Here is a 23,374-nt window from a genome sequence, read left to right on the forward strand (position 1 = left end):
ATGAAATACATTTGCTGTTATAATAAGTGTCGAAAAAGGAGGAAAAACGGATGTCGCCAGCTTTAGCGAAAATGTGGATTGCCATTACATCCATGGTATTTATGTTTATTTCCGTCGCTTCTATTTACATTAGCCGCTACAAAGCAAAAAACAAGATCATCCGCTTTATTTTGGCATTCATCGCCTATATTTTGATGATCTTAGCGGGAATTATTATTATTTTTGTCGTCTTTAGCGGCCCTACACCAGAATAACAGTTGCAGTTAAAGGATGGATCGTAAATGAGATGGATCATTCGTTGTATTGCTTCATGTCTGATCGTATTATCCCTTTCCGGTTGTTTATACCCAAAAGAGCGTCTTAAACAAAATCAAATTCCGTATGAAGATCAAGTTGCGGTGGTACAATCAGCAGTAAACCAGTACCGTAAAGCAACAGGGGGGCTTTTGCCGATTAAAACACGCGATATGAAAACACCAATTTACCAGAAGTATCCGATTGATTTCAGCAAGCTAATCCCCCGCTATATGCAGGAACCACCGGGAAACGCTTATGAAAGCGGCGGTGTTTTCCAATATGTCATTGTCGATGCGGAAAAGAACCCAACCGTGAAATTGCTAGACTTGCGTATGGCCGAACGGATTCGTGATTTAAAGCTGCGCTTGCAAATGTATCAAGACAACCATCGATATCCGCCGTTTAAGGAAGTGATCGCACCGGGAGTGTTCACGCTCGATTATAAAAAACTCGGTTATAAAGAACCACCGTATGCGGTCAGCCCGTTTTCCGGCAACAATTTGCCGTTTGTCATCGATGGGAGCGGGGAAATTTATATCGATTATCGCATCGACTTATATAATGCATTAAAAAAAGAGAAACATCATTACCGTCCGGGCGAAGATATTCGCGACATATTAGTGAAGCATTCGTTATTCGTGCCCGCCTACTCCCTTCCATATACGATTGACGCACAAACGAAGGAACCAATTTTTTTAACGAAATGAGTCATGAACCCTTCTCTAGAAAAATACATTCTAGAGAAGGGATTTTTTATATCCATTTTAGTCATAAATGAATAGGACAACATCATATTCATATAGTGTCCTACAATACTAGCAAAAAATTTGGTTGTTTATGATAACGACCCAAAGACTGGAGGGGAGTCATTTGGAAAAAGTCGATATTTTTAAAGATATCGCCGAACGGACAGGTGGCGATATTTATTTAGGAGTAGTCGGTGCGGTCCGAACCGGCAAATCGACTTTCATAAAAAGATTTATGGAGCTTGTCGTCATCCCAAATATTAAAAATGAAGCAGATAAAGCGCGTGCGCAAGATGAATTGCCGCAAAGCGCCGCGGGGAAAACAATTATGACCACCGAGCCGAAATTTGTGCCAAATCAAGCGGTGACCGTAAAAGTCGATGAAGGATTGGAAGTAAATATCCGCCTTGTGGACTGCGTTGGCTATGCTGTCCCTGGTGCAAAAGGGTATGAAGATGAAAACGGCCCGCGCATGATCCATACGCCATGGTATGAGGAACCGATTCCGTTCCAGGAGGCGGCGGAAATCGGCACAAGAAAAGTCATTCAAGAACATTCGACGATCGGTGTTGTTATTACGACGGACGGCACGATCGGCGAGATTCCGCGCCAAGATTATATCGAAGCGGAAGAGCGTGTCATTAACGAATTAAAAGAAGTTGGCAAACCGTTTATTATGATTGTTAACACCGTACGCCCGCACCATCCGGAAACGGAAGCGCTCCGCCGCGAGCTGGTGGAAAAATACGATATTCCAGTGCTGGCAATGAGCGTCGAAAGCATGCGAGAAGCCGATGTGTATAACGTGCTTCGTGAAGCATTATATGAATTTCCGGTATTAGAAGTGAATGTGAACTTACCGAGCTGGGTCATGGTGCTCCGCGAAGATCATTGGCTTCGCGAAAGCTATCAAGAAGCCGTGCGCGATACAGTAAAAGACATTAAACGGCTGCGCGATGTCGACAGAGTTGTGCAGCAGTTTAGCGAATATGATTTTATTGAAAAAGCAAGCCTTGCCGGCATTGAAATGGGGCAAGGAATTGCCGAAATCGATTTATACGCGCCGGATGAATTGTATGATCAAATTTTAAAAGAAATTGTTGGCGTGGAAATTCGCGGAAAAGATCATTTATTGCAGCTGATGCAGGACTTTGCCCATGCAAAAGCGGAATATGACCAAATTGCCGATGCATTAAGAATGGTGAAACAAACCGGCTATGGCATTGCGGCGCCGGCGCTTTCCGATATGAGCTTAGACGAGCCGGAAATCATTCGCCAGGGTTCCCGCTTCGGCGTCCGTTTAAAAGCGGTTGCTCCGTCGATTCATATGATTAAAGTAGATGTCGAATCGGAATTTGCACCAATCATCGGCACGGAAAAACAAAGCGAAGAACTCGTCCGCTATTTAATGCAAGATTTTGAAGACGACCCACTCTCGATTTGGAATTCCGATATTTTCGGACGATCACTCAGCTCGATTGTCCGCGAAGGAATTCAGGCAAAACTAGCGCTGATGCCGGAAAATGCCCGTTATAAACTAAAAGAAACGCTAGAGCGCATCATTAACGAAGGCTCCGGTGGTTTAATTGCCATTATTCTATAAAAAGGACTCCATGTTTGGAGTCTTTTTTTTGTCGACAGGTGGTGCAAATGAATAGAAACCCTTAAAAAACAAGGATTTTATCTTGATAACCTATGACGCATATGGTAATCTTTTATCAGAAAAAGTTGCTATTCATTGGCAACGAAAGCCTGTGCCGGAAGTCATCGGGATGAAGCGGAACTGCTTTTGAACCAAGCCAAAGAACGAGAAACACCCTATGAAAGTCTAGCGGAACAAGAATGTCTACGCGAAGGAGCAGAAAAACTCTTTTATTCGAACGTGCCGATTTCCAAAGTTTTTTGGTGAAATATACTTAAATTTTATCGATTTGCAGAAAAATATGTTGAATTATATCGATAAATTGGTTAATATTAGGCATGTCACCACATTTTATACGTATAGAAATGCACGAAAGTGTGAAGAAATGGTATTAAGCAAGTAATTTTAACAATCCTCTTGGGAGGAGGTGAGTGGCATGAATAAGACAGAATTAATTAACGCAGTTGCTGAAACTAGCGGTCTTTCCAAAAAAGATGCAACAAAAGCGGTAGACGCTGTATTTGAATCTATTACAGAAGCGCTAAGAAAAGGCGATAAAGTCCAATTAATCGGTTTCGGGAACTTTGAAGTGCGCGAGCGCGCAGCTCGTAAAGGGCGCAACCCACAAACAGGGGAGGAAATGGAAATCCCTGCGAGCAAAGTTCCTGCATTCAAACCAGGTAAAGCTCTTAAAGATGCTGTAAAATAAGCTTACATAAAGGAGCTTAGAAGGAAGGGTAAGCGACGCGCTGCCCTTCTTTTTTGCTTTTTTTTCGTTATCTATGCTAGAATCGGATTACATTCAGCTTTTATGATGCAGGAGGATGTTGCTTGTATGTCACATGTGAATTATGAACAAATCGAATATGCCGTTCGGTTAATTTTAGAAGCGATTGGCGAAGATCCCAATCGCGAAGGACTGATCGACACGCCAAAGCGGGTTGCGAGAATGTATGCCGAAGTATTTGCGGGATTGCACGAAGATCCGAAGGAACATTTTCAAACAGTGTTTAGCGAAGACCATGAAGAGCTTGTGCTTGTGAAAGATATTCCGTTTTATTCAATGTGCGAGCATCATTTAGTCCCGTTTTTCGGCGTTGCCCATGTCGCCTACATTCCTCGTGAAGGGAAAGTGACAGGATTAAGCAAACTGGCACGGGCAGTCGAGGCGGTCGCGCGCCGCCCGCAATTGCAAGAACGCATTACGGCGACAGTGGCCGATTCGATTGTAGAAGCGCTCGATCCCCACGGCGTGATGGTCGTTGTCGAAGCGGAACATATGTGCATGACGATGCGCGGCGTAAAAAAACCGGGAGCGAAAACAGTGACCACGGCGGTGCGCGGCGTGTTTGCAACCGATCAAAACGCCCGGGCCGAAGTGTTATCCCTCATAAAAGCATAAAAAATGCAAATCCTTTTAAAAAAGGAGGAGAGAATGATGCACGTAAATAGCGATTATGTAGTTATTAAAGCGCTAGAGGACGGAGTGAATGTCATCGGATTAACAAGAGGAGCGGATACACGTTTTCATCATTCGGAAAAGCTCGATAAAGGCGAAGTGTTGATTGCTCAATTTACGGAGCATACATCGGCGATTAAAGTGAGAGGAAAGGCGTATATTCAAACAAGACACGGTGAAATTGAGTCAGAAGGGAAAAAGTAATTGTACTATTTTTATGAAACTAGAGCGTTTACAAAAAAATTATGGTATAATTACTCCGTTGTATTGTATGCAAATTTTTGTGGGACAAGGGTGATGATTTTGAAACACATCATGAAAAAAATCGCATTATTAAAAGAACAAATCGAACGCTTTCTCCATCATTCTTATTTGTTCGAGCATATACCAGCGAGACAAATCGATGAAGACCGCATTTTGTTATCCTTATCCGTTTTGGAAGATGCAGCCATTGCTCCAGAGAAAGTCGATCACTATATTATTCCGATGATGCTTGTGCAAATCGCCCTTGATACCCATGATGAAGTAACAAATTCTGTTTCCGAGGAAGATGATTTAAAAACGCAGCAATTAGTTGTCCTTGCCGGCGACTTATACAGCGGTTTATATTACGATTATTTAGCGAAGTTGAATGAAATTCCGCTCATTCGTCTCTTTGCGGAGGCGATTCGCGATATCAACGAACATAAAGTCCGATTGTATCAAAAGGATATTGAGCGGATTGAAGCGTTATTTGACAGCGTCGGAACGATTGAATCCGCATTAATTTGCAAAATGGCCGCCCATTTTTCCACTCCTGTATGGGGAAAATTTTCTTATTATTATTTGCTGTTAAGACGATTAAACTTGGAAAAAGAGATGTTCGTTCGTTCCGGTTCTTCCGTTTTGTTTGAACAAATGGAAAACATTATCTTTCCAAAATCCAAAACGGTCACGAAAGAGCAGAAGCAATATTTGCTCCATATTTGCAATCGATATATCGACCATTGCAAAGAGGCGTTGTTAAACGCGAAATTACAAGTCAATGAGATGTTGCAAATCCGCATTTCTGAGCTTACCGGCGGTTTTTCAGCCATCGCGAAAAAGACGGTGGAAGAAGGGTAGAAGTATGCATCAATCGAAAGAAGAACGAGTTCACCATGTGTTTGAAAAAATTTATCAACACTATGACCGCATGAATTCGGTCATTAGCTTCCGGCGCCATCTGAAATGGCGGGAAGATACGATGAAGCGGATGAATGTCCAAAAAGGAAAAAAAGCGCTCGATGTTTGCTGCGGCACAGCTGATTGGACGATTGCGCTCGCCGAAGCGGTCGGTCCAAGCGGTGAAGTATATGGGCTTGATTTCAGCCAAAACATGTTAAAAGTAGGGGAACAAAAGGTAAAAGAGCGGCAGTTGACGAACGTCAAGCTTATTCACGGCAATGCGATGAATTTGCCGTTTCCTGATAATACGTTTGACTATGTGACGATCGGCTTTGGGCTGCGCAATGTGCCTGACTATATGACCGTGCTAAAAGAAATGTACCGCGTCGCAAAGCCGGGCGGAAAGGTCGTTTGTCTCGAAACATCGCAGCCGACGCTAATCGGCTTTCGTCAGTTATATTATTTTTACTTTCGCTTTATTATGCCTTTATTCGGAAAATTATTTGCGAAAAGTTATGAAGAATACTCGTGGCTTCAAGAATCGGCTCGCGATTTTCCGGGCAGAGATGAGCTGGCGCAAATGTTTCGCGAAGCCGGTTTTGTCGATATCGAAGTGAAGCCGTACACCTTTGGCGTTGCCGCGATGCACTTAGGTTATAAACGATAATAGTTAAGGTGAACATCATGAAGTTAAAGGCGATGTATTCATTTTTGAATGCAGATTTACGCAAAGTGGAAAAAGAGTTAGAACAAACAATCCAGTCCGAGTATGCGCAGCTTAGCGAGGCGGCGCTGCATTTATTGCAGGCGGGCGGAAAGCGGATCCGTCCCGTTTTTGTATTGCTTGCCGCCAAATTTGGCAATTATGATATCGAGCGCATTAAGCATGTGGCGGTAGCGTTAGAGCTCATTCACATGGCTTCCCTTGTGCATGATGATGTGATTGACGATGCCGAGCTGCGCCGGGGCAGACAGACGATTAAAGCCAAATGGAGCAACCGTTTTGCCATGTATACCGGCGACTATATGTTTGCCCGTTCTCTTGAGAGGATGACACGCCTCGATAATCCGCTTGCCCATCAAGTGTTGGCGAATACAATCGTGGAAGTGTGCCGAGGGGAAATTGAACAAATTAAAGATAAATATCGCTTTGAGCAAAATTTACGTTGCTATTTGCGGCGCATTAGACGCAAAACCGCGCTGTTGATTGCCGCCAGCTGCCAGCTTGGCGCGATTGCGGCCGACGCGCCGAGAGAGGTGGCGGAGCGTCTTTACTTATTCGGGTATTACGTTGGCATGTCGTTTCAAATCACCGATGACATTCTTGATTTTACCGGAACGGAAGCGCAGCTCGGCAAACCGGCGGGGAGCGATTTATTGCAAGGAAATGTAACGCTGCCTGTTTTGTTTGCCATGGAAAATGAGCAGCTGAAAGCTAAAATTACAACCGTGGTACGCCCGGAAACAACGGCGGAAGAAATGAAGGAAATTATTGCGCTAATTAAACAAACGGATGCGATTGAAAAATCGTATGTGCTGAGCGACCGGTATTTGCAAAAAGCGCTGCTCGTATTAGAAACGCTGCCAAACAATAAAGCGCGTTCCACATTATATGATATTGCGATGTATATCGGAAAAAGGGATTTTTAGCGCTTTCAAGGAGATTATTGCTATTGGCCGAAAACAATGATACTATTTTGGTGGGGAACCCGGTTTCCTAGTACATATTACAGTAGGGGTGGAGAATAGATGATGGAAAGAACGTTTATCATGGTGAAGCCTGACGGGGTTCAGCGCAATTTAATCGGTGAAATTGTTTCCCGCTTTGAGAAAAAAGGCTTTCAGCTTGTCGGAGCAAAATTAATGCAAGTATCCCGCGAATTAGCGGAACAGCACTATGCCGAGCATAAAGAACGCCCATTTTTTGGCGAATTAGTCGATTTCATTACGTCCGGCCCAGTGTTCGCCATGGTTTGGGAAGGCGAAAACGTCATTGCAACTGCACGGCAAATGATGGGAAAAACGAATCCGCAAGAAGCGGCGCCTGGCACGATTCGCGGCGACTATGGACTTACGGTAGGCAAAAATGTGATTCACGGCTCTGATTCGCCGCAAAGCGCAGAACGCGAAATCAATCTCTTTTTCAAAGAAGAAGAGCTTGTCAATTATTCGAAATTAATCAATCAGTGGGTATACTGAAAAGCCGGTCAGCAATATGACCGGTTTTTTTGTTGCGGTTTTTTCTTTCTCCCCTATCAGCTTTGCGATATACTTATGGCGTAGATAGTTATCATTGGCAAAAGAGAGAAAAGCGGGGAAAAACAGGGATGAACGACTATCAGCAATTTATCGCAAACATCAAGCGGAAAACGGGCATTGACTTGTCTTTGTATAAAGAAGCGCAAATGAAAAGACGGCTGACATCGCTTTATGAAAAAAGAGGACTGAAAAACTTTCAGCAATTTTTTGCAGCGATCGAAAAAGACGAAACGCTGTTTCATGAGTTTTTGGACCGGATTACGATTAACGTTTCCGAATTTTATCGAAATGCGAAACGTTGGGGAGTACTGGAAAAAAAGATTTTGCCGAAACTGCTTGCGCAAAACCGCCGTTTAAAAATATGGAGCGCCGCCTGTTCCACCGGGGAAGAACCGTATACGATAGCCATGATATTATCCAAATTTATGCCGCTGACTCATATTTCGATTCTCGCCACCGATATCGATGAAAACGCGATCGCCCGCGCGCAAATCGGGCTGTATACGGAGCGATCCTTACAGGAAGTTCCGGAAGAAATGAAAAAAAAGTTTTTTACGAAAGAAGGAATGTATTATAAAATAGACGAAAAGATAAAAAAAGCGGTGACATTTAAAAAACATAATTTGCTTGCCGACCCGTTTGGGCGTTTCTTTGATTTAATCGTGTGCCGCAACGTGCTCATTTACTTTACGGAAGAGGCAAAGCAAAAGCTTTATCGTCAATTTAATGAAGCGCTGCGGCCAGGCGGGATTTTGTTTGTCGGAAGCACGGAGCAAATTTTTAATCCGGCTTTATACGGTTTCGAAATAGAAGATACGTTTTTTTATCGCAAAAAATGAATAATTTGCCAAAGAGTTCATCGCCAAGATGAATTCTTTTTTTATCGGAAACTATTTTCATTTTTTAAATTTGTGATATATTTTTACTTAACCGCGTTAAAGAGTTGAAGGGAGAGAAAAACATGCGCTATTTAACAGCAGGGGAATCACACGGGCCGCAGCTGACAACGATTTTGGAAGGAGTGCCAGCGGGGCTCACGCTGCTTGCCGAACATATTAATAAAGAGCTGGCAAGACGGCAAAAAGGATATGGGCGCGGGCGGCGGATGCAAATCGAAAAAGACGAAGTGAAAATTTTAAGCGGCGTCCGCCATGGAAAAACGCTTGGTTCGCCGATTACGCTTGTCGTCGAAAACCGCGACTGGAAACATTGGCAAAGCATTATGGCCATTGAACCGATCGATCATGAGGAAGAAGTGAAGCGGAAAGTGACGCGTCCACGTCCGGGACATGCCGATTTAAACGGCGCGTTAAAATACGGGCATCGTGATATGCGCAATGTGCTCGAACGTTCGTCAGCGCGTGAGACAACGGTGCGGGTTGCGGCCGGTGCGGTGGCGAAGCGGATTTTAGAGGATCTTGGCATCCGCGTGGCCGGACATGTGTTGGAAATCGGCGGCATCCGCGCCAAGCGGCTTGATTATCAATCGCTCGCGGAATTGCAGGAAGTGACAGAAGCGTCACCGGTTCGCTGTTTTGATGAAGAAGCAGCCGTTAAAATGATGGAAGCGATCGATAACGCTAAGAACAACGGCGACTCGATCGGCGGCATCGTCGAGGTGATTGTCGAAGGAGTGCCGGCAGGGGTAGGAAGCCATGTTCATTATGACCGCAAGCTCGATGCCAAAATTGCCGCCGCGATCGTCAGCATCAACGCCTTTAAAGGGGTGGAGTTTGGCATCGGCTTTGAAGCGGCGCGCCGCCCGGGAAGCGAAGTGCACGATGAGATTATTTGGAGCAAGGAAAAAGGGTTTACGCGCCGGACGAACCGCGCTGGCGGCTTTGAAGGCGGAATGACAACCGGTATGCCGATTGTCGTGCGCGGAGTGATGAAGCCGATTCCAACGCTGTATAAGCCGTTGCAAAGCGTAGACATTGAAACGAAAGAGCCGTTCGCGGCCAGCATTGAGCGCTCGGACAGCTGTGCCGTGCCGGCGGCCAGCGTTGTTGCCGAAGCGGTAGTGGCCTGGGAAGTAGCCGCGGCGATCGTCGACCAATTCGGCCAGGATCGCATGGACCTCATTAAGGAAAACGTTGAAAAAATGCGCCGCTATGCAAGGGAGTTTTAATTATGAAACAATTGCTTATTGAAACGAAAACAAAACAGTATCCGCTTTTTCTCGGGGAGGGGATTATCCATTCCCTGCCGGAAATTCTTCGTTCTTTATCTTTTCCTAAAGGAACGAAACTGCTGATTATCACCGATCAAACGCTGAAATCGTTGTATTTAGCGGAGCTTCAGGCGCTGCTAGCCGATGACTACGAAGTGTATACGCATGTCATTCCGAGCGGGGAAGGGGCAAAATCGTTCGAGCAATATTATGCATGTCAAACGGCCGCGCTTGAGTGCGGCCTTGACCGTCATTCTTTGATTCTTGCCTTTGGCGGCGGCGTGGTCGGCGACCTGGCCGGATTTGTCGCGGCCACTTATATGCGCGGCATTCGCTATATACAAATCCCAACCACGTTGCTTGCGCATGACAGCGCCGTCGGCGGCAAAGTGGCGATCAACCATCCGCTCGGAAAAAATATGATTGGGGCGTTCCACCAGCCGGAAGCGGTTGTTTATGACATCGCCTTTTTGCGCTCTCTACCGGAAAAAGAACTGCGCTCCGGCTTTGCCGAAGTCATTAAGCATGCGCTGATCCGCGACCGCCGTTTTTACGAATGGCTGCGTCAGGAAATCCATACGCTTCGTGATTTAACAGGGGAGCGGCTTCAATATTGCATTCAAAAAGGAATTGAAATCAAAGCAAGCGTCGTGCGTGAAGATGAGAAAGAAACGGGAGTCCGCGCCCATTTAAATTTCGGCCATACGCTTGGGCACGCGTTAGAAAGCGAGCTTGGCTACGGTGCGATCACCCATGGCGATGGCGTGGCGCTCGGGATGCTGTTTGCCATTTTTGTCAGCGAAAGAGTATATGGGCGCTCGTTTGCCGACTATCAGTTTCCCGCCTGGTTTCGTACATACGGATTCCCTGTTTCCATCCCAGCATCGCTAAAACTCGAGCGCCTGCTTGAAAAAATGAAAGGCGATAAAAAAGCAAGAGCAGGGATGGTGCGCATGGTGCTGTTAAAAGATATTGGCGAAATAGACATTGAAGCGCTCGACGACGACACCTTATCCGTACTGCTTTGTGAATTTGCCCAACGGGAGGAGGGAAAGCCATGATCCGCGGCATTCGGGGAGCGATTACGGTAGAGCGCAATGAAGCGAACGAAATTGTCGACGCCACGGAAACGTTGCTGAGGGAAATGATTCGGGCTAATGACGTCGCAGCAAGCGACGTATCGTTTGTGCTTATTTCGGTGACCGATGATATTACCGCGGCCTTTCCGGCGCAAGCGCTCCGCCGTTTGGAAGGGTGGACGTACGTACCGGTCATGTGCATGCGGGAAATTCCGGTGCCGAATTCTTTGCCGCGCTGCATCCGGGTGATGATGACCGTTCATACGACGAAAAAACAAGAAGAAATCTCTCATGTTTATTTGCGGGATGCAGCCGTCTTGCGGCCGGATTTGTCGTTGACAAAAAAAACCGAAATGTAATATGATAGGAAACAAAGCAGTAAGTAAGCAGAGTGAGAGCAGAGTTTAGGGTAGATGAGAATGAGCGAGTTTAGTTGAGGTGAGCGTTTGCTAAATGAATGCAAAGTCTACCCAAAGGCATCTCTGTCTTTGGGTTTTTTTATTCCCCGATTTCGCCTCATAAACCCTCATTCTCCATCCGAATAAACGGAGGGAGAGAATCATGTCCAACTATACGCTTGCCGCATTTTTGGAAGATGCGCGCCATTTCCGCACGATTCCGATTGTGCGCCGCTTTTTAGCCGATGTATTCGAGCCGCTTAAAATCTTTGAAAATTTGCAAGAGGATGCGGTGTTTTTACTAGAAAGCAAAGATGATCAGTCGCCGTGGGCGCGCTATTCCTTCATCGGCTTGTCGCCGTTTTTGACGCTAGAAAGTGAAACGGGTCACACGTTTTCTGTCATCGATGAGCGCGGTGAAGAAATAGCAAACACTTCTTCGCTGAAAGAAGCGTTTTGCTTCATCGAGCAAAAGCTTTGCGTCAAGCGGCTGAACGAAGCGGTTCCGTTTACTGGCGGTGCAGTCGGCTTTTTAGGGTATGACTTTATTTCCGCCATTGAAAAAGTTCCCATTCATCCAAACCGGGACCTTTCCATGAAGATCGGCTATTTTACTTTTTGCGAATCTTTGATCGTATTAGACCACCATAAACGCGAGCTTCTCTTCATCCATTACGTCCGTTTAACGGAGCAAGACTCGGAGGAAACAAAGAAGCACAAGTATGAACAAGGGCTTAAACGGATCGCCGCCTTAATGAAAAAAGCGGCAAGCGGAAGAGAAGAGCGTTTGTTATTGCTTGATCACGCAGACGAAGAGAGTGTTTCCTTTCAAAGGGTTATCTCGAATTATGACAAAGCGAGATTTTTACAAGATGTAGAGACGATCAAACGCTATATTGCCAGCGGGGACGTGTTTCAAGCGGTTTTATCGCAGCGGTTTGCCGTACCGGTTCGCGTCAGCGGATTTCAAGTATACCGGATGTTACGCCATATTAATCCATCGCCATATATGTTTTACTTTCGCCTCGATGATTTTGAAATTGTCGGCAGCTCCCCGGAAAAGCTCATTCAAGTGTACAACCGCCATATGGAAATTCACCCGATCGCCGGAACGAGAAGGCGAGGACGGTCGACGGAAGAGGATGAGCAGCTTGCCGACGAGCTTTACCATGACCCGAAAGAACGAGCCGAACATTATATGCTCGTCGATTTAGCCCGTAACGATATCGGGAAAGTGGCCAAATACGGAACGGTTCGGACGCCCGTATTAATGGAAATCGGCAAGTTTTCGCACGTCATGCATTTAATTTCGAAAGTAACAGGCGAACTAAAGGAAGAGGTGCATCCGATTGACGCCTTGCTTGCCGCGTTTCCGGCCGGCACGGTAAGCGGTGCGCCAAAGGTAAGGGCGATGCAAATTTTACAGGAGCTAGAGCCGACGGCGCGCAATTTGTATGCCGGCACGATTGCCTACATCGGCTTTGACGGCAATATCGATTCGTGCATTGCGATTCGCACGGCGATCGTCAAAGACGGCTGCGCGTATGTGCAGGCCGGCGCGGGGATTGTCGCTGATTCGGTTTCCGAACTCGAATGGAAAGAAACGTGTAATAAGGCGAGCGCCTTAATGAAGGCGATTGAGCGTGCGGAACAATTATTTATGCGAGGGGAGAGTCTATATGTTGAAACAACTTCTTCACAAATGTATTGACGGATATGTGCTGACGGAGGAAGAAGCGTATGAAGCGATGATGGCAATTATGTCCGGCGAAGCGACGGCAAGCCAAATTGCCAGCTTTTTATCGATTTTGCGTTTGCGCGGGGAAACGGTCGATGAATTGACGGGATTCGTGAGAGCGATGCGCAGCCGCATGATGACCATCGATTATGAAGAAGAAGTGATCGATACGTGCGGAACGGGAGGAGACGGGGCGTCGACGTTCAATATTTCCACAACAGCAGCGATCGTCATTTCCTCGCTTGGCGTTAAAGTGGCGAAGCACGGCAATCGCGCCGTTTCCTCCAAAAGCGGAAGCGCGGACGTGCTAGAAGCGCTTCGCATTGATATTCAAGCAACTCCAGAGGATGCGAAACAAGCATTAAAAACGAAAGGATTAGCGTTTTTATTTGCGCCGCTGTATCATTCGGCGATGAAACATGCCGCCCTGCCGCGGAAAGAGATCGGCTTTCGCACCGTATTTAATCTCATTGGGCCGCTCGCCAATCCAGCACACTGCAAGCGGCAAGTCATCGGGGTTTATTCGACGCAGTACGCGGAAAAACTCGCAGAAACGCTGCGCCGCCTTGGCTCTGAACATGTTTTATTCGTAACGGGAAAAGATGGACTCGATGAATGCAGCATTGCCGCGGAAACGGATGTGGTCGAACTGAAACATGGGGAAATCCGCCGTTTTGTCATCACGCCGGAACAATACGGGCTTGCGCGCGGAAAATTGGAACATATTCAAGTACACACCGTTAAGCAGAGCGCCGAGCTATTAAAGGCGGTCATGGAAGGAAAAGCCAATGAAAGCGCGACTAATATCGTCCTTCTAAATGCCGGCGTCGCCTTATATGCGGCGGGGAAAGCGGACACGATTCACGAAGGCGTGGAGATGGCGAAAGAAGCGCTGCTGACAAAGAAAGCATATGAACAATTTGAGCGCTTGCGTCTGAAAGAGGTGGAAAAATATGCTTGAGCAAATTATTGCCACGAAACGCGAAGAAATGAAAACACTCACCTTGCCGGAGCCGCTGCCAGCGAGAAAGCAGCGTTCGCTGCGGGCAGCGCTCGAGCAGCCGAACCGCTCGCTTGGCTTAATTGCTGAAGTGAAAAAGGCTTCTCCGTCCAAAGGGGTCATCCGCTCGGATTTCCAGCCCGTCGATATTGCTAAAGCGTATGAAAAAGCGGGTGCCGATGCGATTAGCGTATTGACGGATGAACGTTATTTCCAGGGACATCGCTGCTATTTGCGCGAGGTGAAGGAGGCGGTAGGCATTCCGGTTTTGCGCAAAGATTTTATTATCGACCGCTTGCAGATTGAGGAGAGCGTGCGCATCGGCGCCGATGCGATTTTATTGATCGGCGAAGCGCTGCCGCCAAAAGCGTTGTACGAATTGTATCAAGAGGCGTATGACAAAGGGCTGGAATGTTTAGTCGAGGTGCATGCGCGCGAAACGCTGGAGCAAATTTTGGATTTGTTCATCCCAGAGATGATCGGGATTAATAATCGTGATTTGCACACGTTTGTGACGACTTTGGAAACAACCGAAAAAGTGGCTCCATTGATCCCGCCTTCGAGCATCATCGTCAGCGAAAGCGGCATCGCCACTTTCGCTGATGTCAAGAAAGTGCAAACGTACGGGGCGAACGCCATGCTTGTCGGCGAAGCGCTGATGTGCAAAGACGATGTGGAGGCGGCGGTATATGAATTGTTCGGGGAGGTCGATTCGCTTGCCCGTCCGTCTTAAATATTGCGGCAACCGTTCCGCGTCGGATTTGCGAAAATCACTGCAAAGCAAAGCGGATTACATCGGGCTGATTTTTGCCGAAAGCAAGCGGAAAGTAGAAGTGGAAGAAGTAAAGCAATGGCTGCAAACGATCGAGCTTGGCAAGAAGCAGCTTGTCGGCGTGTTTGTCAATGCGCCGACGGAGCTGGTTGCCAACATAGCATCGCAGCTGCCGCTTGCGGTCATTCAATGCCACGGCCATGAAACGGCGGCGCATGTCGCAGCGATCAAAGAAGCGACAGGACTGGCTGTCTGGAAGGCGATTCATCATGATGAAGATGCCGTTAGAAAGATGCAACAATACGCCGGCGTAGCTGACGGCTATGTCGTTGATAGCCGGGTAAGCGGGGCATGGGGCGGAACAGGAGTAGCATTTGACTGGAGCAATGTTCCGCTTTATTTAGAAGAAGCGGCCCGGCAAGCCGTCCCTTGCTTTATTGCCGGGGGGATTACGCCGGAAAATGTCGAGCGGCTTTTAGCCTATCGGCCGTACGGTATTGACATTAGCAGCGGGATTGAAGAAAACGAGGAAAAAAGCGTGGAAAAAATGAAAGAAATCGAAAAGAAGGTGGCGAACTATGTATAACGTTCCAAACGAGAATGGCAGATTTGGAGATTTCGGGGGAAAATTTGTGCCGGAAACGTTAATGCTTCCGCTTGAGGAAATAGAAGAAGAACTAACGAAGGCACTGGCCGATGAGACGTTTAAAGCGGAGTATATCCGCATTTTGCAGCAATATTCCGGGCGTCCGACCCCGCTTACGTTTGCGCCGAATTTAACGAAACTGCTAAACGGCGCTAAAATTTATTTAAAGCGCGAAGATTTAAACCATACCGGCGCTCATAAAATCAATAACGCCATCGGCCAGGCGCTTTTGGCGAAGCGGATGGGCAAGAAAAAAATTATTGCTGAAACGGGGGCGGGGCAGCACGGGGTCGCCGCAGCCACCGTAGCGGCGCATTTCGGCATGGAATGCATCGTTTTCATGGGGGAAGAAGATATTAAACGGCAGGAATTAAACGTTTTTCGCATGAAATTGCTAGGTGCCGTGGTGGTTCCGGTATACAGCGGCAACCGGACCCTAAAAGACGCGACGAACGAAGCGATTCGCTATTGGGTGCAGCATTGCGACGACCATTTTTATATGATCGGCTCTGTCGTCGGGCCGCATCCGTATCCAAAAATGGTGCGCGAATTTCAGCGCATCATCGGAGATGAAGCGAAGCAGCAGTTTCTTGAGCGCGAAGGAAAGCTGCCGGACGTCATTGTCGCGTGCGTGGGCGGCGGAAGCAACGCGATCGGCATGTTTTATCCGTTTTTGGAGGATGATGTGCAGCTTGTCGGCGTAGAAGCGGCCGGGAAAGGAGTCGATACCCCGTATCACGCCGCGACGATCACCAAAGGCACGAAAGGCGTTATCCACGGCTCTTTAACATACTTGCTGCAAGATGAATACGGGCAAATTATCGAACCGTATTCCATTTCAGCCGGCCTCGACTATCCAGGCGTGGGTCCGGAACATGCGTATTTGGCGAGCATCGGCCGCGTCTGCTACGAAAGCGTGACCGATGAGGAAGCGATCGCCGCGTTTCAATTGTTATCACGGGAAGAGGGAATTATTCCGGCGATCGAGTCGGCGCACGCATTGGCCAAAGCAGTGGAACTGGCGAAAACGATGGACAGCAGCCAAACGGTGCTCGTTTGTCTATCGGGCCGTGGGGATAAGGACGTGCAAACGATGATGCGCTATGTCAACGTAAAGGAGGATGACGACGTTGCCGCTATGTACCGTAACTAAACCGATGTTTATTCCGTTTATTGTCGCCGGAGATCCAAGCCCAGATATTACGGTGGAACTGGCGCTTACGCTTCAAGAAGCAGGCGCTGATATGTTAGAGCTTGGTGTGCCGTATTCCGACCCGCTTGCGGATGGCCCGATTATTCAGCGGGCGGCCGCCCGGGCGCTCTTCGGACAGATGACGCTGCAAAAAGCGGTCGAATTAGTTCCGAAAATGCGAAAAAAAGGTGTGAAAATTCCAGTTATTATCTTTACGTATTACAATCCTGTGTTACAATTAGGAGAAGAATACTTTTTTGCTTTAGCGCAAAAAAACGGAGTCGATGGGGTGTTAATTCCGGATCTTCCGTTTGAAGAAAGTGGCCCGCTTCGCCAGCTTGGCGAAAAAACAGGCATCCCGCTTATTTCGCTAGTGGCGCCGACATCGAAAAAGAGGATGGAAACCATCGCTTCCCATGCACAAGGGTTTTTATACTGTGTCTCATCGCTCGGGGTAACTGGGGTGCGCGACACGCTACCGGAAACATTAAACGACTTTTTAGCGGAAGTAAAGCGGCATAGCCGCGTCCCTGTCGCTGTCGGATTTGGCATCTCCACTAGCGAACAAGTGAAGATGCTAAAAGACTATTGCGACGGTGTAGTCATTGGCAGTGCGCTCGTGCAAAAAATAGAGCAGCTGAATGAACAGCTGCAAACTCCAGCAAACAAAGAAGAGGCGCTTGCCGAGTTTCAACGTTACGCCCGTTCGCTTGCAGCGCCGCTGAAGCGCGCATGTTTATCACAATGAAAGCTCGAAATAAGGAGTGTCGTTATGGAAATCAAAGCACAGTTAAGGGGTTTGCTCCCTTATCAGCCGGGAAAATCGATTGAAGAAGTGAAGCGGCAGTACGGACTTTCTGATATTATTAAACTAGCATCGAATGAAAATCCATACGGATGTTCCCCAGCTGTGAAAGAGGCGATCATCCGCGAATTAGACCATCTTGCCGTTTATCCAGACGGATATGCACGTCTGCTGCGGGAAAAAGTGGCGGCGCATTTAGGCGTAAAAGAAACGCAGCTGATTTTTGGCAACGGGTCCGATGAAGTCGTACAAATTATTTCCCGTGCGTTTTTATCGGCTGGCACGAACACGGTCATGGCTGCGCCGACATTTCCACAATATCGTCATAATGCGGTCATCGAAGGAGCGGAAATTCGCGAAATTCCGCTTATTAACGGACGCCATGATTTAGAGGCGATGCTTGCGGCCGTTGATGAAAAGACGCGTGTCGTGTGGATTTGCAACCCGAATAACCCAACAGGAACGTATGTCACAGAACAGGAACTGCAATCGTTTTTGGAGCGCGTTCCTAAGCATGTTCTTGTGGTGCTTGACGAGGCATATTATGAATACGTGATGGCGGACGATTATCCGCAAACCGTTCCACTTCTTACGCAATATGATAATCTCATGATTTTGCGGACGTTTTCGAAAGCATATGGACTGGCGGCGCTCCGGGTCGGATATGGCATTGCCAGCGAAACGCTTATTCAAGGGATGGAGCCGGCGCGCGAGCCATTTAATACATCCAGCATCGCACAGGCCGCAGCGGTCGTAGCACTAGATGACCAAGCGTTTATCCGTGCCTGTTCGGACAAAAACAGAGAAGGGCTCGAGATGTTTTACCGTTTTTGCGACGAAAACGGCTTGCGCTACTATCCTTCGCAAACGAATTTCATTTTGATTGATTTTACGATCGAAGGAAATGAAGTGTTTCAATATTTGCTCGAGCGCGGCATTATCGTCCGTTCCGGCAATGCGCTCGGCTTCCCGACGTCCGTGCGCATTACCGTTGGTTCAAAAGAGCAGAACGAACGGGTGATCAGCGCGTTGGCGCAAATGATCCGGGAAAAACAACTTGTATAGCGGATGAACCGTCCCGTTGCTTTCCAAGGCAGCGGGCGCATTTTTCCACTTCATCCCGTGACTTAAGTCTTGGGATGAAGTGGAAAACGGTTTTGAATCGAGCCGGCAGGGCGCTAAACATGTTTATCCATGAAAGTTTGACGGAAAAAGAGTAAGTGCGTGCACGCAGGTGCAGGAAAAACTCTTTAGTACGTCAGAACCCACCGACGTTAGTCGTGTGGAGGTTCAGATGAAGAAGGTGAAGCAATTGGAAGGAAACATCTTTGTCGTTGGCCTCGGCTTAATTGGCGGGTCGATCGCGCTGGCGGTGAAAAAAGCACATCCGGCCGCCGTCATTATCGGATATGACGTCAACAAACAGGAGCTGAAGCTTGCCCGCTCCTTAAAAGTGATTGATGAAGCCGCTTCATCGCTCGAACAGGGGATGGAGAAAGCGGACTTGATTATTTTGGCGACGCCTGTCATGCAGACGGAAAAAATTTTGGCGCAAATGCCCGTCCATCTGCTAAAAGAAAACGTGATTGTTACTGATGTAGGAAGCACCAAGCAGCGGATTGTCCACCATGCGCAGCGGTTAGGAAAGCAAGGAATCACGTTTATCGGCGGCCACCCGATGGCGGGTTCGCATAAAAGCGGCGTTGCTGCAGCGCGGGCGCATTTGTTTGAGAACGCTTTTTACGTATTGACGCCGACAAACGGGGTAGCAGCGGAAAAAATCGAGCGCCTCAAAGAATGGCTGAAAGGGACGAAAGCGCAGTTTGTCGTGCTGTCCCCGGAGGAACACGACCGTATTACCGGGGTGATCAGCCACTTTCCGCATATTATCGCCGCAAGCCTTGTTCACCAAGCCCAACAGTATGAAAAAGAAAATCCGCTTGTCAGTCGCCTTGCCGCGGGAGGCTTTCGCGATATTACGCGCATCGCCTCGAGCAACCCGGAAATGTGGCGCGATATTTTTTTACATAATAAGGACGAGCTTTTAACGTTGTTTGACCGCTGGATCGCCGAGATGAAAAAGCTCCGTTCCATCGTGGAAGAGGAAAACAGCGCAGCGATTTATCATTATTTCCTAGAGGCAAAACAATTTCGCGACGGCCTGCCGGTGCGGACGAAAGGAGCGATTCCATCGTTTTACGATTTATATGTCGATGTGCCCGATTACCCCGGAGTTATTTCCGAAGTCACTGGCTATCTAGCCAAAGAGAACATCAGCATCACCAACATCCGCATTATTGAAACAAGGGAAGAAATATACGGGGTATTGCGGCTCAGCTTTCAAAGCGAAGAAGATCGCGCGAAGGCGAAAGCATGCATACAAAAACATACGAATTATGAAACATATGAAGTGTAAAATGGAGGGGGAGCCGTGCAGTTACGAACCAATATTTCATCATTGCAAGGAATCATCCATGTACCCGGCGATAAATCGATTTCCCACCGCGCGGTGATGTTGGGAGCGATGGCGCGCGGTACGACGACGATCGAAAATTTTTTACCGGGGGAAGATTGCTTAAGCACGATTGATTGCTTCCGGAAAATGGGGATAGTGATCCGGCAGGATGGAAGCCATGTTGTTGTCGAGGGAAAAGGACGGGACGGATTACAAGAGCCGTCTGACATTTTACATGTCGGCAATTCGGGGACAACAGCGCGGCTATTGCTTGGCATTCTAGCTGGATGTCCGTTTCACGCCTGCCTCATCGGCGACGAATCGATCGCCAAACGGCCGATGGGAAGAGTGACGAAGCCGCTGAAAATGATGGGGGCGCGCATTGACGGGCGCGAACATGGAAACTATACGCCGATATCAATCCGCGGCGGTGAACTTCAGCCGATTCATTATGAATCTCCTGTGGCGAGCGCGCAAGTAAAATCGGCAATTTTATTGGCGGGCTTAGCGACGGATGGCACGACAGCAGTAACGGAGCCGCACCGTTCCCGCGATCATACGGAGCGCATGATCCGGCTGTTTGGTGGCGATGTGGCGGTAGACGGTCTTACGGTATCGGTTACAGGGCCGCAGCGGCTGGCAGGGACCAGCATATACGTTCCTGGAGATATTTCTTCAGCCGCCTTTTTCTTAGTGGCAGGCGTTATTGTCCCAAACAGCGAAATTACGTTAAAAAACGTCGGATTAAATCCAACAAGAACCGGAATTATTGATGTGTTGCAAAAAATGGGCGCCGATATAACGATTGCGAACGTTCGCAATGAACAAACCGAGCCGCTTGGCGATATTACCGTCCGCACTTCGACGTTAACAGCAACGGAAATTAGCGGCGAATTAATTCCGCGGTTAATCGATGAGATTCCGATCATTGCCCTCCTGGCCACCCAGGCGGAAGGAACGACAGTTATAAAAGATGCAAGTGAACTAAAAGTGAAGGAAACGAACCGAATTGATACGGTCGTGACCGAATTAAGAAAGCTCGGTGCCGAGATTGAAGCGACGGAAGACGGCATGATCATTCATGGCAAATCAGCTTTAAAAGCAGAGGAAGCTGTTGTCGACAGTCATGGCGATCATCGCATTGGCATGATGTTGGCGATTGCCGCCTGCATTACGAAAGGAACCGTCCATTTAAAACATCCGGAAGCGGTCGCTGTTTCATATCCGGCGTTTTTTGACCATCTTCATTCTTTAATGTAAATGTCAGTCAAAAAGCAAGAAACGGTATGCCGATTTCTTGCTTTTTTTATTCATATGTCTTCTGATTCCCTCATAGCCTGTCGTAAAGGGGGAATGAAGACATGCCGTATATTATTGAAAGCGCATGCGTTCTTCGTGAAGAACGGCTGCAGCACTGTGCGCTCGTGGTGGATCATAATCGCATCGACTACATAGGTGAACAGGTGAAGCACTATGCATGGATGCGCATGGAAATAGGGGATATGATCGTCACACCCGGGCACGTGATGGTCGATTTTTCTTTTCAGCAGCCGCGGACATTTGCCCAATTTAAACAATATGTTCAGCAATACCTCATCAAAAACGGCTGCACTACGCTGCTGGCTGTTTGTGACGTTCCTTCGGAGCAGGAGCTCGCTTCCGCACTGCGTAAGCTGCGACAGCATTTGCTAAACAGCCCCATCGATTATTTCATCGGCGTAAAAGTACCCGCCCGCATGCTGACTCCGTCCTTTGTGCTTGCCTGCAGGAGATGGAAAATACGAGTCATTTTTGTTGAAATTGAGGAGAGCGATGTTTTGCATTCTGTGCCATGGTATTGGATTGCCGACATCATGAAAACAGCTCCGCTAGCCTTTGTGCCATATTGGCCGAACGAAAAGAGAATGAAAAAGCAGGAAGCAGCATGGCGAAACTTGCTTGCTGCGCACCATATTCCATTTGTTCCGTTTCCGCTGCGGGAGCGAACGCCGCTAAGGCTGAATGTGTTAAAAAAAATTGGCATTTATCCGCAAAAAGGAGATCTGCGGATTGGCGGCGAAGTAGATTATAATCTATATAGGAAGGAAGCGATGAGCCGTTTAGTTGCCGAAACGCTTATTGTCGATTATGATAATCATGTTCCGGTTATTACAGTTCATAAAGGAAGGTTGCTGAAGGCGGAAAATCAACTTTATTTTTACCCCGGATTTGGCACGGAGCGGATCATCCGTGCAGCTGGGATGTTTGTTGCACATTTTTCGTAAGGAAGGGTTTATGTCTATGACACGCGTCGAAGAAATTGTCCGTTTGGTCGAAAATGGAGAAGTGAATAAAGCGTTATCTTTGGTACCTGAGGTGAAGAAAACCGGAAGCGATGAAGAAAAATATGAACTTGCCGATTACTTATATTCGTGGGGAATGCTAGAAGAAGCAAAAGAACTGCTCGAAGAGTTATCATTTCGCTATCCGGACGAAGGGGAAATCCGTTTATTTTTGGCGGAAGTATATACAGAGCTCGACGAAGAGGACAGGGCGCTTGAGATTTTAACGCAAATTGAGGAAGACGACCCGCTGTTTGCACGCGCCTGTCTGCTTGCCGCCGATCTGTATCAAATGCAGGGGCTTGAGGAAGTCAGCGAACGAAAGTTAAAGCAGGCATATGAAAAAATGCCGGATGAACCGATTATTCAATTTGCCTTAGCGGAGCTATATTTTTCGATGGGGCAATATACAAAAAGCATTCCATTTTACGAAAAAGTGCGGGAAAAAACAAAGGAAATGGCCGGTACCCTCATTGCTGAGCGGCTTGCCGAGGCGCTCAGCCTATGCGGGGAATTTGAGCAGGCGCTGCCATATTACGACGAAGCGCTAAAAACAAAAGTCGACAGCCGATTGTTATTCGGCTATGGGTTTACGGCATTCCAAGCGGAATATTACCAAACCGCCATTGAAAAGCTAAGCGAGCTAAAAGAGCTCGATCCGGAATACGTTCCGCTTTACTTGTACTTAGCGAAAGCGTATGAGCATGAAGGAAAGCTGAAAAAAAGCTATGACATTGCCAAGGAAGGCATCCATGTCGATGAGTGGAACAAAGAATTGCTGCTTTATGCCGGAAAAATGGCGCTAAAGCTTCGAAAGCCGGATGAGGCGGAATCATGGCTGAGAAAAGCGATCGAAATCGACCAAGGCTATATTGAAGCGCTGACGACGTTATGTGCGCTGCTCTTGCACGAGGAGCGGTACGAAGATGTTGTTTCTTGCCTCGAAGAAGCGCTGGCGCAAGGAGAGTATGACCCGCAGTTTGAATGGGATTTAGCGCGTGCGAAACATAAGCTTGAAATGTATTCCGATGCATTAAACCACTACCAAGAGGCATATACTTTCTTTAAGAATAACGTTGATTTCCTTGAGGAGTACGGCTATTTTCTCATCGAAGAAGGCGACAGAGAGAGAGCCAAAGAAATATTTCAGCAAATCGTACGTCTTGATCCTGGGCACATGGAGGCAGCCGACATGCTGCTGCAGTTAGAGGAGTAGGAGATCCGCGGTCCATATTACCTCTTTCTTGGA

The 23,374-nt window shown here is 47.6% G+C and carries 25 protein-coding genes; all 25 read left to right on the forward strand.

The window, feature by feature from the left end; translation table 11 throughout:
• Nucleotides 1–50: 50 nt before the first annotated feature.
• The 25 genes from AC1WMD_RS13750 (at nt 51) to AC1WMD_RS13870 (ending at nt 23,341) form a co-directional block, all read left to right on the forward strand.
• Entirely contained in the window at nt 51–254 is a 204-nt protein-coding gene (locus AC1WMD_RS13750; RefSeq protein WP_043905272.1) for a DUF2768 domain-containing protein, read from the forward strand.
• A gap of 27 nt (nt 255–281) precedes the next feature.
• Complete coding sequence (locus tag AC1WMD_RS13755; RefSeq protein ID WP_043905271.1) at nt 282–1,004, forward strand: YphF family lipoprotein; 723 nt, start codon at nt 282–284, stop codon at nt 1,002–1,004.
• Between the two features lie 163 nt (nt 1,005–1,167).
• Complete coding sequence (spoIVA, locus tag AC1WMD_RS13760; protein ID WP_494257624.1) at nt 1,168–2,646, forward strand: stage IV sporulation protein A; 1,479 nt, start codon at nt 1,168–1,170, stop codon at nt 2,644–2,646.
• Nucleotides 2,647–3,121: 475 nt separating this feature from the next.
• Complete coding sequence (gene hbs, locus AC1WMD_RS13765) at nt 3,122–3,394, forward strand: non-specific DNA-binding protein Hbs (RefSeq protein ID WP_017436779.1); 273 nt, start codon at nt 3,122–3,124, stop codon at nt 3,392–3,394.
• A 126-nt stretch (nt 3,395–3,520) separates the two neighbouring features.
• Nucleotides 3,521–4,087 carry a GTP cyclohydrolase I FolE gene (gene folE / locus AC1WMD_RS13770; RefSeq protein ID WP_043905269.1) on the forward strand — a complete coding sequence of 189 codons (567 nt, stop codon included), beginning with the start codon at nt 3,521–3,523 and terminating at the stop codon, nt 4,085–4,087.
• A gap of 36 nt (nt 4,088–4,123) precedes the next feature.
• Complete coding sequence (gene mtrB, locus AC1WMD_RS13775; RefSeq protein ID WP_043905268.1) at nt 4,124–4,348, forward strand: trp RNA-binding attenuation protein MtrB; 225 nt, start codon at nt 4,124–4,126, stop codon at nt 4,346–4,348.
• A gap of 93 nt (nt 4,349–4,441) precedes the next feature.
• On the forward strand, nt 4,442–5,248 hold the full coding sequence (locus tag AC1WMD_RS13780; RefSeq protein ID WP_494257626.1) for a heptaprenyl diphosphate synthase component 1: 807 nt from the start codon (nt 4,442–4,444) through the stop codon (nt 5,246–5,248).
• Nucleotides 5,249–5,252: 4 nt separating this feature from the next.
• Nucleotides 5,253–5,957, forward strand: a complete 705-nt coding sequence (gene menG / locus AC1WMD_RS13785) for a demethylmenaquinone methyltransferase (protein ID WP_494257627.1) — start codon at nt 5,253–5,255, stop codon at nt 5,955–5,957.
• Nucleotides 5,958–5,974: 17 nt separating this feature from the next.
• A complete protein-coding gene (gene hepT / locus AC1WMD_RS13790) occupies nt 5,975–6,940 on the forward strand; it encodes a heptaprenyl diphosphate synthase component II (protein ID WP_043905266.1) in 966 nt (321 codons plus the stop codon).
• Nucleotides 6,941–7,042: 102 nt separating this feature from the next.
• Nucleotides 7,043–7,489, forward strand: coding sequence for a nucleoside-diphosphate kinase (ndk, locus tag AC1WMD_RS13795; protein WP_017436785.1), 447 nt, complete (start codon nt 7,043–7,045; stop codon nt 7,487–7,489).
• A 128-nt stretch (nt 7,490–7,617) separates the two neighbouring features.
• The gene (locus AC1WMD_RS13800; protein ID WP_043905265.1) at nt 7,618–8,388 is read left to right on the forward strand and encodes a CheR family methyltransferase; all 771 of its coding nucleotides are present in this window, start codon (nt 7,618–7,620) and stop codon (nt 8,386–8,388) included.
• A 122-nt stretch (nt 8,389–8,510) separates the two neighbouring features.
• Complete coding sequence (gene aroC, locus AC1WMD_RS13805) at nt 8,511–9,677, forward strand: chorismate synthase (protein WP_043905264.1); 1,167 nt, start codon at nt 8,511–8,513, stop codon at nt 9,675–9,677.
• 2 nt (nt 9,678–9,679) lie between these two features.
• Complete coding sequence (aroB, locus tag AC1WMD_RS13810; protein ID WP_043905263.1) at nt 9,680–10,780, forward strand: 3-dehydroquinate synthase; 1,101 nt, start codon at nt 9,680–9,682, stop codon at nt 10,778–10,780.
• Entirely contained in the window at nt 10,777–11,157 is a 381-nt protein-coding gene (gene aroH / locus AC1WMD_RS13815) for a chorismate mutase (protein WP_043905262.1), read from the forward strand. Before aroB ends, aroH begins: the two co-directional genes overlap by 4 nt.
• Before the next feature lie 202 nt (nt 11,158–11,359).
• Nucleotides 11,360–12,907 carry an anthranilate synthase component I gene (gene trpE, locus AC1WMD_RS13820; RefSeq protein WP_494257629.1) on the forward strand — a complete coding sequence of 516 codons (1,548 nt, stop codon included), beginning with the start codon at nt 11,360–11,362 and terminating at the stop codon, nt 12,905–12,907.
• Nucleotides 12,876–13,895: an anthranilate phosphoribosyltransferase gene (gene trpD / locus AC1WMD_RS13825; RefSeq protein ID WP_043905260.1), complete on the forward strand. Its 1,020-nt coding sequence runs from the start codon at nt 12,876–12,878 to the stop codon at nt 13,893–13,895. Before trpE ends, trpD begins: the two co-directional genes overlap by 32 nt.
• On the forward strand, nt 13,888–14,667 hold the full coding sequence (trpC, locus tag AC1WMD_RS13830) for an indole-3-glycerol phosphate synthase TrpC (RefSeq protein ID WP_043905259.1): 780 nt from the start codon (nt 13,888–13,890) through the stop codon (nt 14,665–14,667). Before trpD ends, trpC begins: the two co-directional genes overlap by 8 nt.
• A complete protein-coding gene (locus AC1WMD_RS13835; protein ID WP_043905258.1) occupies nt 14,651–15,292 on the forward strand; it encodes a phosphoribosylanthranilate isomerase in 642 nt (213 codons plus the stop codon). Before trpC ends, AC1WMD_RS13835 begins: the two co-directional genes overlap by 17 nt.
• On the forward strand, nt 15,285–16,505 hold the full coding sequence (trpB, locus tag AC1WMD_RS13840) for a tryptophan synthase subunit beta (protein ID WP_043905257.1): 1,221 nt from the start codon (nt 15,285–15,287) through the stop codon (nt 16,503–16,505). Before AC1WMD_RS13835 ends, trpB begins: the two co-directional genes overlap by 8 nt.
• Nucleotides 16,474–17,292 carry a tryptophan synthase subunit alpha gene (gene trpA, locus AC1WMD_RS13845; protein WP_043905256.1) on the forward strand — a complete coding sequence of 273 codons (819 nt, stop codon included), beginning with the start codon at nt 16,474–16,476 and terminating at the stop codon, nt 17,290–17,292. Before trpB ends, trpA begins: the two co-directional genes overlap by 32 nt.
• 24 nt (nt 17,293–17,316) lie before the next feature.
• The gene (hisC, locus tag AC1WMD_RS13850) at nt 17,317–18,414 is read left to right on the forward strand and encodes a histidinol-phosphate transaminase (protein WP_494257630.1); all 1,098 of its coding nucleotides are present in this window, start codon (nt 17,317–17,319) and stop codon (nt 18,412–18,414) included.
• A gap of 247 nt (nt 18,415–18,661) precedes the next feature.
• A complete protein-coding gene (locus AC1WMD_RS13855; protein ID WP_043906598.1) occupies nt 18,662–19,765 on the forward strand; it encodes a prephenate dehydrogenase in 1,104 nt (367 codons plus the stop codon).
• Nucleotides 19,766–19,780: 15 nt separating this feature from the next.
• Entirely contained in the window at nt 19,781–21,064 is a 1,284-nt protein-coding gene (aroA, locus tag AC1WMD_RS13860) for a 3-phosphoshikimate 1-carboxyvinyltransferase (protein WP_494257632.1), read from the forward strand.
• Between the two features lie 101 nt (nt 21,065–21,165).
• Complete coding sequence (locus AC1WMD_RS13865; RefSeq protein ID WP_494257633.1) at nt 21,166–22,068, forward strand: hypothetical protein; 903 nt, start codon at nt 21,166–21,168, stop codon at nt 22,066–22,068.
• A gap of 16 nt (nt 22,069–22,084) precedes the next feature.
• Nucleotides 22,085–23,341, forward strand: coding sequence for a tetratricopeptide repeat protein (locus AC1WMD_RS13870; protein WP_043905252.1), 1,257 nt, complete (start codon nt 22,085–22,087; stop codon nt 23,339–23,341).
• The last annotated feature ends 33 nt before the right edge of the window (nt 23,342–23,374 follow it).

The sequence above is a fragment of the Parageobacillus sp. NEAU-HV-2 genome, assembly GCF_059115485.1.

What these genes read in the sequence shown, in the direction of transcription:
- AC1WMD_RS13750 (WP_043905272.1), top strand. Translation starts at nt 51, where the DNA reads ATGTCGCCAGCTTTAGCGAAAATGTGGATTGCCATTACATCCATGGTA.
- AC1WMD_RS13755 (WP_043905271.1), top strand. Translation starts at nt 282, where the DNA reads ATGAGATGGATCATTCGTTGTATTGCTTCATGTCTGATCGTATTATCC.
- hbs (WP_017436779.1), top strand. Translation starts at nt 3,122, where the DNA reads ATGAATAAGACAGAATTAATTAACGCAGTTGCTGAAACTAGCGGTCTT.
- folE (WP_043905269.1), top strand. Translation starts at nt 3,521, where the DNA reads ATGTCACATGTGAATTATGAACAAATCGAATATGCCGTTCGGTTAATT.
- mtrB (WP_043905268.1), top strand. Translation starts at nt 4,124, where the DNA reads ATGCACGTAAATAGCGATTATGTAGTTATTAAAGCGCTAGAGGACGGA.
- AC1WMD_RS13780 (WP_494257626.1), top strand. Translation starts at nt 4,442, where the DNA reads ATGATTTTGAAACACATCATGAAAAAAATCGCATTATTAAAAGAACAA.
- menG (WP_494257627.1), top strand. Translation starts at nt 5,253, where the DNA reads ATGCATCAATCGAAAGAAGAACGAGTTCACCATGTGTTTGAAAAAATT.
- hepT (WP_043905266.1), top strand. Translation starts at nt 5,975, where the DNA reads ATGAAGTTAAAGGCGATGTATTCATTTTTGAATGCAGATTTACGCAAA.
- ndk (WP_017436785.1), top strand. Translation starts at nt 7,043, where the DNA reads ATGGAAAGAACGTTTATCATGGTGAAGCCTGACGGGGTTCAGCGCAAT.
- AC1WMD_RS13800 (WP_043905265.1), top strand. Translation starts at nt 7,618, where the DNA reads ATGAACGACTATCAGCAATTTATCGCAAACATCAAGCGGAAAACGGGC.
- aroC (WP_043905264.1), top strand. Translation starts at nt 8,511, where the DNA reads ATGCGCTATTTAACAGCAGGGGAATCACACGGGCCGCAGCTGACAACG.
- aroB (WP_043905263.1), top strand. Translation starts at nt 9,680, where the DNA reads ATGAAACAATTGCTTATTGAAACGAAAACAAAACAGTATCCGCTTTTT.
- aroH (WP_043905262.1), top strand. Translation starts at nt 10,777, where the DNA reads ATGATCCGCGGCATTCGGGGAGCGATTACGGTAGAGCGCAATGAAGCG.
- trpE (WP_494257629.1), top strand. Translation starts at nt 11,360, where the DNA reads ATGTCCAACTATACGCTTGCCGCATTTTTGGAAGATGCGCGCCATTTC.
- trpD (WP_043905260.1), top strand. Translation starts at nt 12,876, where the DNA reads ATGTTGAAACAACTTCTTCACAAATGTATTGACGGATATGTGCTGACG.
- trpC (WP_043905259.1), top strand. Translation starts at nt 13,888, where the DNA reads ATGCTTGAGCAAATTATTGCCACGAAACGCGAAGAAATGAAAACACTC.
- trpB (WP_043905257.1), top strand. Translation starts at nt 15,285, where the DNA reads ATGTATAACGTTCCAAACGAGAATGGCAGATTTGGAGATTTCGGGGGA.
- trpA (WP_043905256.1), top strand. Translation starts at nt 16,474, where the DNA reads ATGACGACGTTGCCGCTATGTACCGTAACTAAACCGATGTTTATTCCG.
- hisC (WP_494257630.1), top strand. Translation starts at nt 17,317, where the DNA reads ATGGAAATCAAAGCACAGTTAAGGGGTTTGCTCCCTTATCAGCCGGGA.
- AC1WMD_RS13865 (WP_494257633.1), top strand. Translation starts at nt 21,166, where the DNA reads ATGCCGTATATTATTGAAAGCGCATGCGTTCTTCGTGAAGAACGGCTG.
- AC1WMD_RS13870 (WP_043905252.1), top strand. Translation starts at nt 22,085, where the DNA reads ATGACACGCGTCGAAGAAATTGTCCGTTTGGTCGAAAATGGAGAAGTG.